This is a genomic window from Suilimivivens sp. (assembly GCF_037359455.1).
Lineage (GTDB): Bacteria > Bacillota > Clostridia > Lachnospirales > Lachnospiraceae > Suilimivivens > Suilimivivens aceti.
The window spans coordinates 52,459-69,116 of record NZ_JAXXXI010000004.1 but is presented as its reverse complement, the minus strand read 5'-3'; the positions used below and the strand labels follow the sequence as shown (position 1 = coordinate 69,116).

At 46.0% G+C, this 16,658-nt stretch carries 16 protein-coding genes; 1 reads left to right on the top strand and 15 read right to left on the bottom strand.

Annotated elements, in window-relative coordinates; all coding sequences use genetic code 11:
• Positions 1–232: 232 nt before the first annotated feature.
• Genes WJQ40_RS00645 through WJQ40_RS00625 form a run of 5 tightly spaced genes read right to left on the bottom strand, consistent with a single transcriptional unit; the run spans position 233 to position 5,641 of the window.
• The gene (locus WJQ40_RS00645) at positions 233–1,351 is read right to left on the bottom strand and encodes a heparan-alpha-glucosaminide N-acetyltransferase domain-containing protein (RefSeq protein ID WP_118797233.1); all 1,119 of its coding nucleotides are present in this window, start codon (positions 1,349–1,351) and stop codon (positions 233–235) included.
• Positions 1,352–1,369: 18 nt separating this feature from the next.
• A complete protein-coding gene (locus tag WJQ40_RS00640) occupies positions 1,370–2,554 on the bottom strand; it encodes an aminotransferase class I/II-fold pyridoxal phosphate-dependent enzyme (protein ID WP_337537558.1) in 1,185 nt (394 codons plus the stop codon).
• Complete coding sequence (locus tag WJQ40_RS00635; RefSeq protein ID WP_337403217.1) at positions 2,551–3,033, bottom strand: Lrp/AsnC family transcriptional regulator; 483 nt, start codon at positions 3,031–3,033, stop codon at positions 2,551–2,553. The genes WJQ40_RS00640 and WJQ40_RS00635 overlap by 4 nt, the downstream gene beginning before the upstream one ends.
• Positions 3,034–3,050: 17 nt before the next feature.
• Positions 3,051–4,082 (bottom strand): AIR synthase-related protein, encoded by a 1,032-nt coding sequence (locus WJQ40_RS00630; RefSeq protein ID WP_262572588.1) that lies wholly within the window; start codon positions 4,080–4,082, stop codon positions 3,051–3,053.
• A gap of 32 nt (positions 4,083–4,114) precedes the next feature.
• Positions 4,115–5,641: a VanW family protein gene (locus WJQ40_RS00625; RefSeq protein WP_337537557.1), complete on the bottom strand. Its 1,527-nt coding sequence runs from the start codon at positions 5,639–5,641 to the stop codon at positions 4,115–4,117.
• A gap of 177 nt (positions 5,642–5,818) precedes the next feature.
• On the opposite strand from WJQ40_RS00625, the gene WJQ40_RS00620 reads away from it, so the two are divergent.
• Positions 5,819–6,442: a hypothetical protein gene (locus WJQ40_RS00620; RefSeq protein ID WP_262572591.1), complete on the top strand. Its 624-nt coding sequence runs from the start codon at positions 5,819–5,821 to the stop codon at positions 6,440–6,442.
• Here the strand turns inward: WJQ40_RS00620 and WJQ40_RS00615 are convergent.
• The 10 genes from WJQ40_RS00615 to WJQ40_RS00570 all read right to left on the bottom strand — a co-directional run bounded on the left by WJQ40_RS00615 (position 6,408) and on the right by WJQ40_RS00570 (position 16,642).
• On the bottom strand, positions 6,408–7,115 hold the full coding sequence (locus WJQ40_RS00615; protein ID WP_337537556.1) for a 3'-5' exonuclease: 708 nt from the start codon (positions 7,113–7,115) through the stop codon (positions 6,408–6,410). The two genes, WJQ40_RS00620 and WJQ40_RS00615, sit on opposite strands and share 35 nt — an antisense overlap.
• 1 nt (position 7,116) lies before the next feature.
• Positions 7,117–7,785, bottom strand: a complete 669-nt coding sequence (nth, locus tag WJQ40_RS00610) for an endonuclease III (RefSeq protein WP_337537555.1) — start codon at positions 7,783–7,785, stop codon at positions 7,117–7,119.
• Positions 7,786–7,864: 79 nt separating this feature from the next.
• Positions 7,865–9,034, bottom strand: coding sequence for a molecular chaperone DnaJ (gene dnaJ, locus WJQ40_RS00605; RefSeq protein ID WP_118797225.1), 1,170 nt, complete (start codon positions 9,032–9,034; stop codon positions 7,865–7,867).
• A gap of 93 nt (positions 9,035–9,127) precedes the next feature.
• The gene (dnaK, locus tag WJQ40_RS00600; RefSeq protein WP_262572595.1) at positions 9,128–11,014 is read right to left on the bottom strand and encodes a molecular chaperone DnaK; all 1,887 of its coding nucleotides are present in this window, start codon (positions 11,012–11,014) and stop codon (positions 9,128–9,130) included.
• 71 nt (positions 11,015–11,085) lie between these two features.
• Entirely contained in the window at positions 11,086–11,712 is a 627-nt protein-coding gene (gene grpE, locus WJQ40_RS00595) for a nucleotide exchange factor GrpE (protein ID WP_337404876.1), read from the bottom strand.
• 20 nt (positions 11,713–11,732) lie between these two features.
• On the bottom strand, positions 11,733–12,764 hold the full coding sequence (hrcA, locus tag WJQ40_RS00590) for a heat-inducible transcriptional repressor HrcA (protein ID WP_118797418.1): 1,032 nt from the start codon (positions 12,762–12,764) through the stop codon (positions 11,733–11,735).
• 256 nt (positions 12,765–13,020) lie between these two features.
• Entirely contained in the window at positions 13,021–13,491 is a 471-nt protein-coding gene (locus tag WJQ40_RS00585) for a DUF6465 family protein (protein ID WP_337537554.1), read from the bottom strand.
• 150 nt (positions 13,492–13,641) lie between these two features.
• Positions 13,642–14,553 (bottom strand): undecaprenyl-diphosphate phosphatase, encoded by a 912-nt coding sequence (locus tag WJQ40_RS00580; RefSeq protein ID WP_337404812.1) that lies wholly within the window; start codon positions 14,551–14,553, stop codon positions 13,642–13,644.
• Positions 14,547–15,407 (bottom strand): patatin family protein, encoded by an 861-nt coding sequence (locus WJQ40_RS00575; RefSeq protein WP_262572604.1) that lies wholly within the window; start codon positions 15,405–15,407, stop codon positions 14,547–14,549. The genes WJQ40_RS00580 and WJQ40_RS00575 overlap by 7 nt, the downstream gene beginning before the upstream one ends.
• A 50-nt stretch (positions 15,408–15,457) precedes the next feature.
• Positions 15,458–16,642 (bottom strand): pyridoxal phosphate-dependent aminotransferase, encoded by a 1,185-nt coding sequence (locus WJQ40_RS00570; RefSeq protein ID WP_337537553.1) that lies wholly within the window; start codon positions 16,640–16,642, stop codon positions 15,458–15,460.
• Between the last annotated feature and the right edge of the window lie 16 nt (positions 16,643–16,658).

Sequence of the window (16,658 nt, the reverse complement as noted above, 5' to 3'; positions counted from 1 at the left end):
GATCGACGAACTGCAGAAGGAAGTGGATACGCAAAAGGCTCTTCTTGAAGAAAAGAATGCGGTGATTGCCGAGAAAGATGCTATCATTGCCAAAAAGGATGCTCTTATCGCTTCTTTACAGTCACAAAACGCCAATGTATAAGCCGATACTGAGACACTATACCATATGTGTCTGCAAGAAAAAAGCTGCCACATCAGTCTATCTGATTATGGCAGCCCTTTTGGACATAAATTATTTTCTGTTTTTAATCTTATCTTCAATGATAATGTACCCATGTACAAGCAGATCTGTTATGACCAGAACTGCCACTGACCATATCAGGCATTCCTTTACACTGAATTCATAGAAAGCAGCAAATCCGGCAATCGCAAAATATACCCCTATATGTACGGCATACATCTTGGAAATCTGTTTGGAATAATAGCACAATTTGTTATATCCAAATTTCCATTTTTCCACGACCGGCATGATAAAGAACGAAAGTGCAAATACAAACATTATCGTGCAGAAGCTGCCTATAACCTTCATAAGCCCTGGTGTTCTGTATTGCTCAAGCATATAATTAAAAAACTCTTCTACACCCGGGTGCATTATGATACAGCCTGCAAACCATACTGCCGCTGTCACTCCACATATTATCCCACTCTTTTTATAAAAATTTCCCTTTTCGTTTTCAGGTATTCTCCGGATTACCTTTCCAAAAACATATCCCAGGAATACATAACTCAGATACGGGAAAAAGCAGAAGCTCGTTTCTCCTTTGCCGCCAAAGGTCATGTCCAGGATCCAGTTCAGTGCTGCATTATCAGTAACAAGCTGTTTCGTAAATGGTGACACGATTCCCACAATTACAGCACTGATAATATATCCGCTCAGCTTGACACCTAATTTTCTGTATAACGCAAGTACAAGATAACACATACCGGATATAAAGAAAATATTGACAAAGGTGAGCACAGCGTACAGGTTTTCATGGTATATTTCCCTGCTGCCTGCCACCTCTCCCGTGATCAGATTTCTGATGAAGAAGCTGACCACTATTGCTGCCGCATAGCATAAATTACTCAGTCCCTGATACAGCAGCAGCTTTACGCCATTTTTAACCATATCCCCGGGCTCAGAATGCCTTGTGAAAACACTTCCAAATCCCATTGTAAACAGATACAGACAGGCACCTGTCGGCATAAACAGCGCAAACATGATCTCATATACATTTGATGTTGCTGCTTCCATGCCTGCCAGCGTCTGAAAAGAATGTATAAATACGATCATGATCATCAGGAAGCCCTTTACCAGATCAAGCTCCCTCTGCCGCCCTACATTTACCTCTTTATCCCTCAATGAAAACATATTTATTGCCTCTTTGCTCTAATCCCTTTTCTCTTTTGATTCCTCTCGGAGCTTTCCTACGAAGTGAGCGATCTTTCCCATTGCGGTCTTCAGGCTGTCCAGTGAATAAGCATAGGAAATTCTGAGAAATCCCTCTCCACAGCCGCCAAATGCAGTCCCTGGCACTACAGCTACTTTTTCTTCCATAAGAAGCCTTGTTGCAAACTCATCGCTGGTCATGCCAAACTCCTTAATACAGGGAAATACATAAAAGGCTCCATAGGGTTCAAAGCACTGCAGCCCCATCTCATGAAAAGCATTCATCAGAAATCTTCTTCTCTGATTATAGGCCTCCCGCATCTGTGCAACATCTTCATCTCCATTCCGGAGTGCTTCTACCGCCGCATACTGACTTGTAGTAGGCGCACACATGATCGCAAACTGATGGATCTTTACCATCTGCTCCATAATCTGTGCTGGTGCACAGGCATAACCAAGCCTCCAGCCTGTCATCGCATATGCCTTGGAGAATCCATTGATATATACGGTTCTTTCTCTCATTCCCGGCAGACTGATGATAGAAACATGCTTTTCCTTGTAACTGAGCTCTGCATAGATCTCATCTGTGATCACAAAGATATCCTTTTCCCGGATAATTTCCGCAATCTCCTCCAGATCCTTCTTTTCCATGATCGCACCTGTCGGATTATTGGGAAATGGCAGGATCAGTATCTTCGTCTTGTCTGTGATCGCATCCCGCAGCTCCTGTGCTGTCAGGCGGAATTCATTTTCTTCCTTCAGTTCAATGATCACCGGCACTGCATCTGCAAGAACCGCACAGGGTTCATAGGATACATAGCTGGGCTGCGGGATCAGTACTTCCTCTCCCGGATTGATCATTGCCCTGAGTGCCAGATCGATCGCTTCAGAACCACCAACCGTTACCAGGATCTCATGCATTTCATCATAATGGACTCCCTGGCTTCTCTCTACATAATTGCTGATTTCCTTTCGCAGCTCCTTCAGGCCTGCATTGGAGGTATAAAAGGTTCTTCCCTTTTCCAGGGAGTAAATGCCCTCATCTCTGATATGCCATGGTGTATCGAAGTCGGGTTCTCCAACACCAAGGGAAATAGCGTCCTCCATTTCATTTACAATATCGAAAAATTTACGGATACCGGAGGGCTTGATATCCACAATTTTATCTGCTAACGGATTTCTCATGGTGTAACCTTCTCTCTTGTATCTTCATATTTTTTGGTAAGGATCGTTCCATGATCCTTGTATTTTTTCAGTATAAAATGGGTTGCTGTACTTAAAACCCCCTCTATGGTAGCCAGCTTTTCATTCACAAAGCTGGAAACGGATTTCAGTGTCTTGCCATCTACGGTAACAAGCAGATCATATCCGCCTGAGATCAGGTATACACTGTTTACGTCCGGATATTTGTAGATCCTCTCTGCTATATTGTCATATCCCTTTCCTCTCTGGGGTGTGATCCGTACTTCGATCAGTGCAGTCACCTTCTCAATAGAGGTTTTCTCCCAGTCGATCATGGTATGATAGCCACAGATGATCCCTTCTTCTTCCATTGCCTTCAGCTCATTGGCTACATCAATTTCTTCCGCCCCCAGAATCACTGCCAGCTCCTTAATATCAATACGGCTGTTTTTTTCAATAATTGCTAAAATCTGCTCTCTCACTTTCAGAGTCCTCCTTGTTAAGCTATTACTTTTCCGATTTCATCCGGCCTTGCCGGTTCCAGAAAACGGATTTCTTCTCCGTTATGCAGTACTTTATCATTGTTATCCGTAGTTCTACCGATGACAGCTGCGGGAATCCCTGCCTCCTGCAACGCCTTCACCATACCATCTCCATCCTCTGCTACGATCAGAAGGCTTCCCCCAGATAACAGACCATAGGGATTCAGATCAAAAAACTCACAGATTTCTATGGTTTCCTGCTTAACCGGTATCTTTTTTAAGTCTATGGAAAGTCCAACGCCAAGCCTTCCAGCCAGTTCATACAGGCCGCCAAATACACCACCATTTCTCATATCGTGCATTGCTGTGGCGCCGGACTTAAGGGCGGTAGCAGCCTCCGGTAAGACCGGCAGATATTTTTCAAAGCCCTTCGCCGCTGTTGTAATAGAAAACGGGTATCTTTCCAGAAGCTCTGCTTCCCTCTCCTGTGCCAGTACCGCGGTTCCTTCCAGTCCCATCCACTTGGTCATCACGACCGCCTGTCCTGCTGCAGGTAATCCCCTTGATACTCTTTCTGCAGCCTCCAGCCGGTATCCAAAAGCCGTTACTGAGATCACTGGATACTTTACTGCACCTGTCACCTCGGTATGTCCACCGGCAATCTGCACCTTACATATACCGGCAGCTTCTTCTGTCAGCTGCATGATCCTCTTTAATTCTGATTCCTCTGTCCCCTCCGGCAGTGTCAGTGCCATCTGCATGGCAAAGGGGATTCCTCCTCCGGCTGCGACCGCATTTACCGCCGCATAAACAGCGTAACAGCCTGCTCGTATCACGGGAAGACTTACTGTCTGTGTGGCTGCACAGAATACTTTGTCCTGACAGTCAGGCACCTGTCCGCCAGTACCCCTTCCCTGCCTGTCAGGATATGTGAAAAAGGCACAGTCCACCCCTGGTGCTGCACCTTTTACTACTTCTTCTCTTTTTGTTTTACAATATTTCAAAACAGAACGCTTTAATATGCTTTCTGAAATCTTCCCTGTCTTCATAGCTGCCTCACTTTATCCCGAGGCTGCCGGACTTACTCCGCCGGAACCTCTGCCACTGGTGCTTCTGCTGCAGGAGCCGCTGCTCCCTCTCCTGCCGCTTCTGCAGGAGCCGCCGCTGCCTTAAGCGCCGCCGCTACACCCTTCACATGATCGATACTGCCTGTGGCAATCGCCGCCATGATTTCATTATACGCATTCGGATCCGCTGTTGCAACACCAACCGTTGCTGACCGTGGTGCCATCTTATAAGTACTGGAATTTACCATTTCCCTGCTGGTCTCTGTTCCGTTTTCGTAAACAACCTTCCAGAGGTTGGCTTTATACCCAATATGTGCTGACTGTACAGAAACCGTGCCAACCGGTGAGCCTCCATCCGGATAGATCACCTCTGTGTCCGGATAAGTCTTGCTGACTACTTCACTTTCGTAAACCACCTTATGACCACTGTCCCTTGTTTCATGTCCGTAAATCGTGAACCCGATCATCTTGTCTTCTGTGGTATAGCCTTCAATATAAATGGGCGCATCAGTATTGTTCACAAAACGGAAGTCCTTTCCTGCTGACTCAGAGATTGCTGCATCCGCAGAAGGATCCACGTAAGTTACGATCATGGAATGATTATGGCGCTCTGTTACCTCCAGCTCAGAAAGAAGCACTGCATTATAAAGGGTCGTAGATACCTGACAGATACCACCGCCAAGACTGTCTACCACCTGTCCATTCAGGTAAGAGCCTGCCATATAATAACCGTTTGCCGTAGAAAAGGGCGCTACTGCTTCATAAGTAGAAAATTCTTCTCCCGGATACAACGTAGTTCCATTGATCAGGCTGGCACCATTACGTACATTCGCACTTCTGGATGCTCCGGAGGTTTTAAAGCTGGTCTGGAAGCTGCCAAGAACATCCTTTACTTTTGAAAGCTCCTCTGCAGATCCCTTAGGCTCCTCCACTTCCACTACAAGATCAATACTGGTTTCCTCTCCATTCCAGGTTCCATCTGTGAAAAAACTGCATAGCTCCTGAAAGGAAGCATCTTCATCCACAACCATGCCAGTCTGCCCCTGATGGATCACAAACTCTCCATTTTCTATGGACAGGGTTGCATTCTCTGCTTCTATATTATAGACAGCACACTGATCCTTCAGTACATGACGGATCAGATCCTGGTCTACTCCAAAAGAAAGCGGCAGAATCCTTCTCTCCGACTGCAGATCCTTTTTGACCTTATATCTTTCAATAATATTTCCTTTTCTTCCAATGGATGCCGCCTCTTCAATGACCTCCGGATTGCTCCAGTAAAACCCAATATCCCCCGGTGTAATAGTTACTGAATTATCATTCACCATATTCAGGGTAATATTTTTCTGCAAAAGACCCTCAACATAATCCTCTGCCACAGCCTCGGCCTCTTCCTCCGTTTTTCCGGAAAGATCCATATTCTGAAGATATATGCCGGGCAGGATAGTAGTTCCTTCCCTGGCTTCTGCATTTATTCCAAATATGCCCGTAAGAATCAGCATCCCACACAGGCTGAGTATATTCCTCACAAATTTTTTCATAACGGCTCCTCGTGTTGCGTTACTGAATTAAATATGCTAAAGTGGGAACTACCATAGCGACTATCAGCAAGATAATAATAATGGATGAAATAATACGCTTATTTTTACTGTTATTAAAATTAAACATGATATGCCTCTTCCAAAAAAATCATAGTCTCTGTTGAAAGGATATTATATATGAAGTTCCCCTTTTTTGCAAGTTTTATCGTTTTCTGTCTATGGCTCACCTATGAGATACACAAAAGCAGACGAAAGGAAGAGCAGTCTGCAGATGCCTTCTGGGAGAGAGAGTCAGAAGCCAACCGGACAAGACGCAAGCCCCTTGATGATCTTTCCTACATTACCATTCCCTTTGACACCCTTCCCATGGATACCATGAAGGATGACCCTGAAATAGCAGATTGCCATGACACCCTGCATAGCTTATCGGAAGGACCTATTGTAAACCTTACAGGTATCAGCAACACCGACCTGAAGCTTATGTATGGTGCCCCCAATATCGGTCTTCTCACACAGTATGACCAGCGCTATACCGTCCTTGCCAGAACCCTGCAAAAGCTTGCAGCACTTTTATACCAGGGAGGCTGTATCAAAGATGCCGAAGCGATCCTTACCTTTGCCGTTTCCACCAGAACCGATGTCAGTGCTTCCTACCGTCTTCTTGCCAGCATTTATAAGGAGCTTGGCACCCCTGAAAAGATCAACGACCTGATCCCGGTTGCTGAAGGTCTGAATTCGCCCATGGCTCCCCATATCGTTTCTTACCTTAAGGATGCGGCAGACGGCCATATGCCAGAATGATCTTGTCCGTGATCCGGCTTGCTTCGTTTCTGGTCAGCCTTTCCACATCATAGTCTGGTATTATTTTATGCCACTCAAGCAGACAATATAACCTTTCTTTCTGTTTTTTGGAGGCCGGTGATTCTTTTTTCACATGAAAGACCAGCTCTGACGGCCGATATGCCTCTTCATCCGGGAAATCCTGTACCAGTCTTTCATAAAGCATGGCTGCTGAAAGGGCATCACTGCCCGCCCTGTGGGAGGTTGTCTCAATTCCATAGTAACAGCACAGATCTGACAGCCTTCTGCTTGGAAGCTGCGGCAGGAACTTTCTTGCCAGCTTCAGCGTATCAATCCCTTTCTTATCGAAGGAAATTCCCTGATTCACCGCCGCCTTTTTCAGAAAAGAATAATCAAACAGGATCTGATGTCCCACAAGTACATCGTCCATCAAAAAATCCATTAGCGCTGGAAGCACCTCTTCTATCACAGGTGCGCTCATGAGTTCCTCATTCCGGATTCCTGTCAGTCCCTCTGTAAAATTACTGATCTGACAGCCCGGGTTCACAAGACTTTCCCATCTGGCCGCTTCCTTTCCATTCCGGATCCTTACCGCACCGATCTCTATGATCTTGTCTGTCTTTGGATTTAAACCTGTCGTTTCCAGGTCCAGCGCTGTAAAATCCTGCAGCATCCTACTTTTCCTTCCTCTTTTCTGCCTTTTTCTGCTCCTTCTCATAAGAGGGACACAGATCCTTCAGGAAACACTCCTCACATTTGGGCGTAGGTGCCTTACAGATTGTCCTTCCAAGACGGATGATATGGATATTCCATAGAATCCAGTGATCCTCCGGCAGCTTTTTCATCAGATCCAGCTCCACCTTCACGGGATCTGTTTCCTTCGTAATACCAAGCTTTCCAGAGATTCGCTTCACGTGAGTATCCACAACAATACTGGGAATATGGTATATATTTCCCCGGATCACATTGGCCGTCTTTCGTCCTACTCCTGCGAGCGCTGTCAGAGCTTCGATATCCTGAGGCACCTCACCGCCATATTTCTCCGACAGCGTCTGACAGCAGGCAATGATATTCTTCGCCTTATTATGGTAAAAGCCCGTGGAATGAATATCCCTTTCCAGCTCTTTCAGATCTGCATTCGCAAAGGCATCCACGGACGGGTACTTTTTAAACAGATCCTCTGTCACGATATTTACTCTCGCATCTGTACACTGAGCACTCAGCATGGTTGCGATCAGAAGCTGCCATGCATTTTCATGGTTCAGATAACATTTATAATCCGTTCCATATTCCTCATCCAGTCTGTCCAGAATCTTCTGTACCTTTTCACTTGTCCGTGCCATTTTGTATTTCCTCTTTCTTACATTTAGTGCGAAAAAGCGTATTGGTACTCCAATACGCTTTTTATTTTCACAAATTTATCTATTTCCAGAACTTTTTCTTCTTGGTATCCTTAGAATCTGCTGTCTTGTCTGTCTGTGCCTTCTGCGCAGCATTCAGGCTGTCGCCTGTCAGTGCATCAAACTGCCTCAGGAGCTCCTTCGCCTCATGGGACAGCTTCTCCGGTGTCTGGACCACCAGTGTTACATAATGATCTCCCCTGACCTCTTTGTTCCGGAGAGTCGGAACCCCCTTTCCCTTCAGACGCACTCTGGTATCTGTCTGGGTTCCGGGCTTCACTTCGTAAATCACTTTACCATCCACAGTATCTACGACTACCTCACCGCCAAGTGCTGCGACCGCATAAGATACAGGAACATTGGAATAAATATCATAATCCTGTCTCTGGAAAATGGGATGACGTCCTACAATCACTTCTACCAGCAGATCACCTCTTGGTCCGCCGTTAGTACCCGGTTCACCCTTCTCCCTGATCCGGACGCTCTGTCCGTTATCAATACCTGCAGGAATGGAAACCTGGATCTTCTTTCTGCTGGCAATATATCCACTCCCATGACAATCCGGACATTTCTCCTTGATCACCTTACCGGTTCCATTACAATCCGGGCAGGTCTGGACATTTCTGACTGTTCCAAAGAAGGACTGCTGGGTAAAGACCACCTGTCCCTTGCCACCACACTTCTGACAGGTTTCCGGTGTGGTTCCTGCCTTGGCTCCGCTGCCATGGCATGTCTTGCACTCATCCTTCAGTGTCAATTCTATTTCCTTATCCACGCCAAAAACAGCTTCTTCAAAGGTGATCCGCACACTGGTACGGATATTGGCACCCTTCATGGGACCATTATTTCCTCTGGCACTTCTGCGTCCTCCAAAGAAATCCCCAAAGATGTCACCGAAAATATCACCAAAATCTGCAGAATTAAAATCAAAGCCGCCAAAGCCACCGCCACCGGCTCCTCCATCAAAGGCTGCATGACCAAACTGATCGTATTGTCTTCTCTTTTCAGGATCACTCAGCACTGCATAGGCTTCGGACGCCTCTTTAAATTTCTTCTCCGCTTCTGCATCACCCGGGTTCATATCTGGATGATATTTCTTAGCAAGTACTCTGTATGCTTTTTTTAATGCTGCATCATCAGCATTCTTATCTACACCAAGGACTTCGTAATAATCCCTTTTCTGTTCTGCCATCTAATCAATCCTCAAACACTTCTATAGCGAGGTATATATTACTATATACCCCGCCATTCATTTCTGATCATTTCAGATAGAATCTAATCTATCTTACACCTCTCTGTAGTCACCGTCAACTACATCATCTGCAGGTCCTGCACCTGCCCCGGCATCAGCTGCACCCTGGCCGCCCATGCCACTCATATCAGGTCCTGCCTGACCGCCCTGTGCCTGCTGCATGTTCTCATACATCTTTGTGAACAGCTGCTGTGCACTGGTTGTCAGCTTTTCCTTGGCTGCCTTCAGCTCATCAATGTCATTGTCACTCATTTCCTGATCCTTGGTTCTCTCGAGGATATCCTTGACCGCTTTAAGATCTGCCTCAACAGAAGCCTTCTCAGAAGCATCGATCTTGTCTCCCACCTCGCTGAGAGCCTTTTCTGTCTGGAATACGAAGGAATCTGCCTCGTTACGTGTATCAATGGCTTCCTTTCTCTTCTTATCCTGTGCTTCAAACTCAGCGGCTTCCTTAACAGCCTTATCAATTTCAGCATCTGACATGTTGGAGCCTGCTGTAATGGTAATGTGCTGTTCCTTACCTGTACCAAGATCCTTTGCAGATACATTTACAATACCGTTTGCATCGATATCAAAGGTAACCTCGATCTGCGGAACACCTCTCATTGCCGGAGGGATACCATCCAGTCTGAACTGTCCAAGAGACTTGTTATCTCTTGCAAACTGTCTTTCACCCTGTACAACGTTGATATCAACGGCTGTCTGGTTATCTGCTGCAGTAGAGAAGATCTGGCTCTTCTTGGTAGGAATTGTTGTATTTCTCTCAATCAGCCTTGTTGCAATACCACCCATAGTCTCAATGGAAAGAGAAAGGGGTGTTACATCCAGAAGCAGGATCTCACCTGCACCGGCATCGCCTGCCAGCTTACCGCCCTGGATAGAAGCACCAAGTGCTACACACTCATCAGGGTTCAGGCTCTTGCTGGGTTCTTTGCCTGTTAACTGTCTTACCTTATCCTGTACAGCAGGAATACGTGTGGAACCACCTACCAGTAATACCTGACCTAAATCTGCATTGGTAATTCCAGCATCCTTCATAGCGTTCTGAACAGGGATTGCTGTTCTCTCTACAAGCTCATGTGTCAGTTCATCAAACTTAGCTCTTGTAAGGTTCATATCAAAGTGCTTCGGTCCTTCAGCAGTTGCTGTGATGAAAGGCAGGTTGATATTGGTTGTTGTTGCGGAAGACAGCTCCTTCTTTGCCTTCTCTGCAGCTTCCTTTAATCTCTGAAGTGCCATCTTGTCATTTGACAGATCCACACCCTCTGCTTTCTTGAACTCGTCGATCATCCACTGTGTCAGTCTGTTATCAAAGTCATCACCGCCAAGGTGTGTATCACCGTTTGTAGCAAGAACTTCGATGACACCGTCACCGATCTCAATGATGGAAACATCGAAGGTACCACCACCAAGGTCATAAACCATGATCTTCTGCTCTTTTTCATTATCAAGTCCATAAGCCAGTGCTGCTGCTGTAGGCTCGTTGATGATACGCTTTACATCAAGACCAGCGATCTTACCTGCATCCTTGGTTGCCTGACGCTGTGCATCATTGAAGTACGCGGGAACAGTGATAACTGCCTCTGTTACCTTCTCACCAAGGTAGCTCTCAGCATCTGCTTTCAGCTTCTGAAGGATCATAGCTGAAATCTGCTGAGGAGAATACTTCTTACCATTAATTGTACGTCCTCTGTCAGTACCCATATCTCTCTTAATAGAAGAAATGGTGTTCTCTGCATTAGTAACTGCCTGACGCTTTGCAGGCTCACCGATCAGTCTCTCTCCTGTCTTTGTGAATGCTACGACAGAGGGAGTTGTTCTTGCGCCTTCTGCGTTGGCGATAACGGTGGGCTTACCACCTTCCATAACTGCTACGCAGCTGTTTGTTGTACCTAAGTCAATACCAATGATCTTACTCATAATTCTCTCCTCCTGAAAGTTTAATCTCTTTTATTGTTCTGTTACATTGAAAAATAACTGTGATTCCTTTATTATGCAACTACTGCTACCATACTGTGCCTTACTACAGCATCTCTGTAAGTATAGCCCTTTAAAAGCTCCTGAGCGATCACGCCGGACTCATACTCATCGCTTTCTACCTGCATCACTGCATTGTGCAGTGCCGGGTCAAATTCCTCTCCCACTGCCGGTATGACCTTTACCTCCATCTTGTCAAGCTCTGTCATGAGCTGTCTGTAGATCATCTCCATACCTTCTGCAAAAGGAGTACCCTTCTCCTCTTCCGGGATCGTGGCCAGACCTCTTTCGAAGTTATCTACCACGGGAAGGATCTTCTCGATCACACTTTTCGCACCGGTTTCAAACATGGCTGTCTTTTCCTTGTCGGTACGCTTACGGAAGTTATCAAATTCAGCCATCTGGCGTCTGACCTTATCCTCCAGCTCTTCGATCTTCTCCTTCATGGCATCCTGCTTCTTGTCTGCCTTCTGTTTCTTCTTGAAAGCCTTCTTATCTTCTTTGGCTTCCTCTTCCTGCACTTTTTCTGTCTCTTCAGAAGCTTCTTCCACTTCTGCTTCTGTTTCCTCTGCAGGTGTCTCCGGTTCCTCTTCCGGTGTTTCTATTTCAATTTCTTTCTTAATATCCTTTTCATCTGCCATCTGCTTCATTCCTCTCCTTGCTACGTCTTTTTATTGTAAAGCTCATCAAGCTGATGCGTAATGGTCTTCAGAGTTCCAATTACCTTATCGTAGTCCATACGCTTTGGTCCGATAATTCCTATCGTACCTCTCATGCCTTCTCCCAGTTCATAGGTAGCAGTTACCACACTGCAGTCCTGCATGGACTGGATCTGAGTCTCGTTTCCAATATAAACCTGAATGCCTGTTTCATTATTATCAGAAAGGCTGTCCTGTACAAGCTCTGTCAGCTTCTCCTTCTCTTCGAAGGTGTTGATCAGCTCACTCGCCTTCTGCTGGTCTGCAAGCTCAGGATACCTGAAAATATTATTGGCTCCGCTTGTATAGATCTCAAGATCCTCTTCCTCTTTGATCCCTTCTGCAAGCGCATCTACCACGTCTCCGACGATGGTACTGTGTATGCCTGCCTGCTGTTTCATCCTTGTGATCATCGGAAGATTGATCTCCTCCGGCGCCAGACCGCTTAAATGTGTATTCAGCAGGATGTTCAGCTTCAGAAGTGTTTCATCATCCAGCTCCTCTGCTACGGGAAGGATATTGTTCTTGATCATGTTACCTTCCATAACGATCACAGCAAGCAGCTGATTCTTATCTACTCTGGAAAGCTGCAGGAATTTGATCTTGTTCTTATGAACTGCCGGTGCCGAGATCATGGAGGCATAGTTGGTATTCACCGCCAGAAGCTTTGCTACCTGCTTCAGCAGATTATCCATCTTGTCTTCCTTCTCCAGAATGAGCTCCTTCAGTTCTTCCAGTTCCTTATCCTTCTTCTCCATCATGGTATCCACATATAAGCGGTATCCCTTATCAGAAGGAATTCTTCCTGCGGAGGTATGGGGCTGTAAAATATAACCCATCTCTTCCAGATCAGCCATCTCGTTCCGTATCGTTGCCGAACTAAGATTCAGATCTGTATATTTGGAAATGGTCCTGCTTCCCACCGGTTCCCCGGTTTCCAGGTAATTACGGATAATGGCCTGCATGATCTTAATCTTTCTGTCATCCAGCTGCATATCCGTCATCCCCTTTCCAACTCTTTCTTTTATGGTTGTTAGCACTCAACTCATTAGAGTGCTAATATCTACATAACATAAACTATCACTTACTATGGGTATTGTCAACAGATATAACGAAAATATTTATTAAAAAATTCTAAAGATTATAAAGAAAAACCCTGCAGGAAAATCCTGCAGGATTTCTAATTTTTCTCTTATATTCCGGTCTTTAAGATCAGTCGCCGGATCTTCTTTCGCTGTACGATATCTTACTTTAGATAAAGAAGCTTCCTGTAATACTGCCGTTTACAACGAAGTATGTAGTATTCTCTTCAGGCTTTACATAAAGCTCTACATTCCTGATATCTTCTTCTCTTCCGTTCATGTCATATTTCCATACATCCCTGAAGATCTTCATCAGATCATCCGGTGTATAGGACTTGCCGCTGAACTGGAAGTTTACGGTTTCTTCTACTTCAGCTGTCTTCTTAACAGGTGCTTTCTTCTCTGCCTTGGCTGCTGGTGCTGCCTTCTTTACTTCAGCTTTCTTTGCAGGTGCCTTCTTCGCAGGTGCTTTCTTCTCTGCCTTGGCTGCCGGCGCTGCCTTCTTTACTTCAGCCTTCTTTGCTTCAACCTCTTTAACAGGTGCTGCTGCCTTGACCTCAGGCTTCTTCTCTTCTGCTGCCTTGGCTGCTGGTGCTGCCTTGGCGACTACCTTTGCTGTTGTCTTCTTAACTTCTTCCATAACAATGACTCCTTTCACACAAGAGCAGATCTCTCATGTCAATCAGCCGGTGAAAGCAGATACGCTGGCACACGTAAGGGTTCTCACCCGCATGAATTAGTATCTATATCATGATGAAAGTGTACTCCATAATTGAAATCCTGTCAACTTTCAGGCAGATAAGCCAAAATACAGAAGTACCAGGATGCCTAAAACAATACGATACCAGCCAAAAACCTTAAAGTCATGCTTCTTGATATAGCCCATCAGAAACCGCAGTACAAACACAGAGACAATAAACGATACCACCGTGCCGGTGAGCAGGCATGCCATTTCCATACCACTGAAGTCAAAGCCAAATTTTACTACCTTCAGAAGGCTTGCACCAAACATGACTGGGATCGCCAGGAAAAAGGTAAACTCTGCCGCTACCGTTCTGGAAATACCGATCATGATCGCACCAAGGATAGTAGCTCCGGATCTGGATGTACCTGGAAGCGCTGCTGCCACAAGCTGACACAGACCAATGATCAGTGCATCCCTGTAGGTTAGCTGGGTTAGCTTTGTTGTCACCGGTGTCCGGTTCTTATTCCAGTTCTCGATCACGATAAACAGAATACCTACAAGGACCAGCATCACAGCGACCACGATCACCTGTACAGTCACACCGCTTTCTCCGATTTCCTTTTCAAAAGCAGCACTGACCATATCATCAAAAAGAAGTCCGTAGATCACTGCCGGGATACAGGCCACTACGATCTTGACCCACATCCAGAAGGCATCCATGCTCAGCGCCACATTTCCCACTGCCGGATCTTTGGCGCTCTTCACGATGCCACCTTTTCTGGAGCGGAGATTCTTTTTGCTGTAGAAAGGCCAGATCTTATTCCAGAACAGAACCACAACTGCCAGAATGGCTCCAAGCTGGATGACCACATCAAACATCTGGAAAAATCCATCACTGGTCTCCTGAAACGGGATCAGCCTTTCTACCAGGATCAGGTGTCCGGTACTGCTGATCGGCAGCCATTCCGTGATGCCTTCCACGATTCCGTAGACGATTGCCTTTATGATCTCTAACATTTTGTTTCTCCCTTCAGGTATTCCATCAGTCTGTCATAATTTTTTTCTGCATCTGCATAGCCGGTCTCATACAGCTTCTGCAGTTTTCCTCTGTCCTTCTCAATCCTTCCCACACCACTTGGAAGCTGTGGTCTTAAAACAAAGGCCCTGCCTTCCTTTTCCTGTTCCTCCAGATAATCCAGTGTGGCGTTGTAGGTAAGATATCTGTTTTTCATCAGTTCATAAAGCTTTGGATATTTCCGGTACTTCATTTTAACCAGTCCTGCCACCTTGGTCGGCTTTCTGCGGTACCCTGCTTCCTTTGTCAGGATCACCACATTTTTCTGATTGCCATCCTCTATGGATCTCCGGATCGGGATAGCATCAGAAATTCCGCCATCCAGATATTTTCTGCCGTTCCAGCTGATGATATTGGCTACAAGAGGCAGTGAGGCCGATGCCCTGACCACTTCAATATCCTTCTTCATATCTTTAATAGGAATATATTCGGCAAGTCCTGTTTCTATGTTTGTAACTACACTGTAAAAGGTGCCCGGATACCGGTTGAAAGTATCATAATCGTACAGATTCAGTTCATCCGGAATCCTGTGATAGCACATCTCTGCCCCAAACAGATCCCCCGTTTTCAGCAGACTGTATACACTGCAGTAATTCTTATCATCCAGATAATCCACATTCACATGATAAGCCCTGCCCCGCTGCTTTGACAGAAAGCTGCACAGGGAACAGGCTCCTGCAGACACGCCGTAGCAGGAAGAAAATTCCAGCCCTTTATCCAGGAAAAAGTCCAGTACGCCGGATGAATACACACCCTTCATACCACCGCCTTCCAAAACAAGTCCTGCCTGGTACATACGCTCACTCCTTTTCTGCTGCCCGTGGCAGTCTTTAAAGCTATCCGCGCCTAATAATTCTCTTTCACGAATCTGCGGAGGGCTTCCAGGGATCTTTCCACCTTCTCCGTATCAATACAGTACGCCATACGGAAATATCCTTTAACCCCAAAACTGTCAGAGGGAACCAGAATCAGGTCATACTGCAGCGCTTTCCTACAGAATGCTACTGCATCCTCTTCCAGTGCCTTTGGGAAAATGTAGAAGGTGCCTCCCGGTCTGACACAGGAAAAGCCAAGATCTGTCAGTGCCTGATAAAGCAGCTTCATATTGGTCTCATATACCTTCATATCCGCTGTTTCATCTACTACCTTTGCTACCGCAAGCTGGATACTGGAGGACGGGCAGTTATGTCCGATCCCTCTTGAGATCTGTCCCATCATGGGTACCAGAAGCTCTGCATCCCTGCATGCTGGATTCACTGCCACATAACCGATACGTTCACCGGGAAGGGACAGGGACTTGGAATAGGAATAGCAGGACAGAGTATTTGCATAAAACCTTGAAACATAAGGAAGCTCTGCCCCGTCAAAAACGATCTCCCTGTAAGGTTCATCGGAAATGATAAAGATCTCGTGTCCATATTCCTGCTGCTTTTCTGTCAGAAGTTTTGCCAGCTTTTCCAGTGTTTCTGCGCTGTAAACAGCTCCGGACGGATTGTTCGGGGTATTGATGAGCACTGCTGCCGTATTTTCGTTCAGCATTTCAGTAAGCTTCTCAAAATTGATCTGGAAGCTCTCCGTATCAGCAGGAACCACCTTTAAAACAGCTCCTGTCAGATTGACATAGGGACCATATTCCGGGAAATAGGGTGCGAAGGTCAGTACCTCATCCCCCGGCTTTGTCACACAGCGCAGGGCATGTGCCAGAGCGCCTGCGGCACCGGATGTCGGGAAAATATATTCCGGTGTATAGTTCATGCCAAATCTCCGGTTCAGGGACGCAGCCACGCTTTCCTTGAATACGGGAAGTCCAAGACTTGGACTGTAGCCGTGCAGCTCCATGGAAGTCTTTGTCTTAAGGAGCTCTTCCATCTCCTTTGTATAATCGTCCGGCACCGGTACAGACGGATTTCCCAGACTGTAATCGAATACATTTTCATATCCGATCTCTTTTCCTCTCGCTGCGGCGAATTCGGAAAACTCCCTGATTACGGATTTTCCTCCAAGCATGTTTTTGTACTGTTCATTGATCATAGTTAGTCTTTCCTGC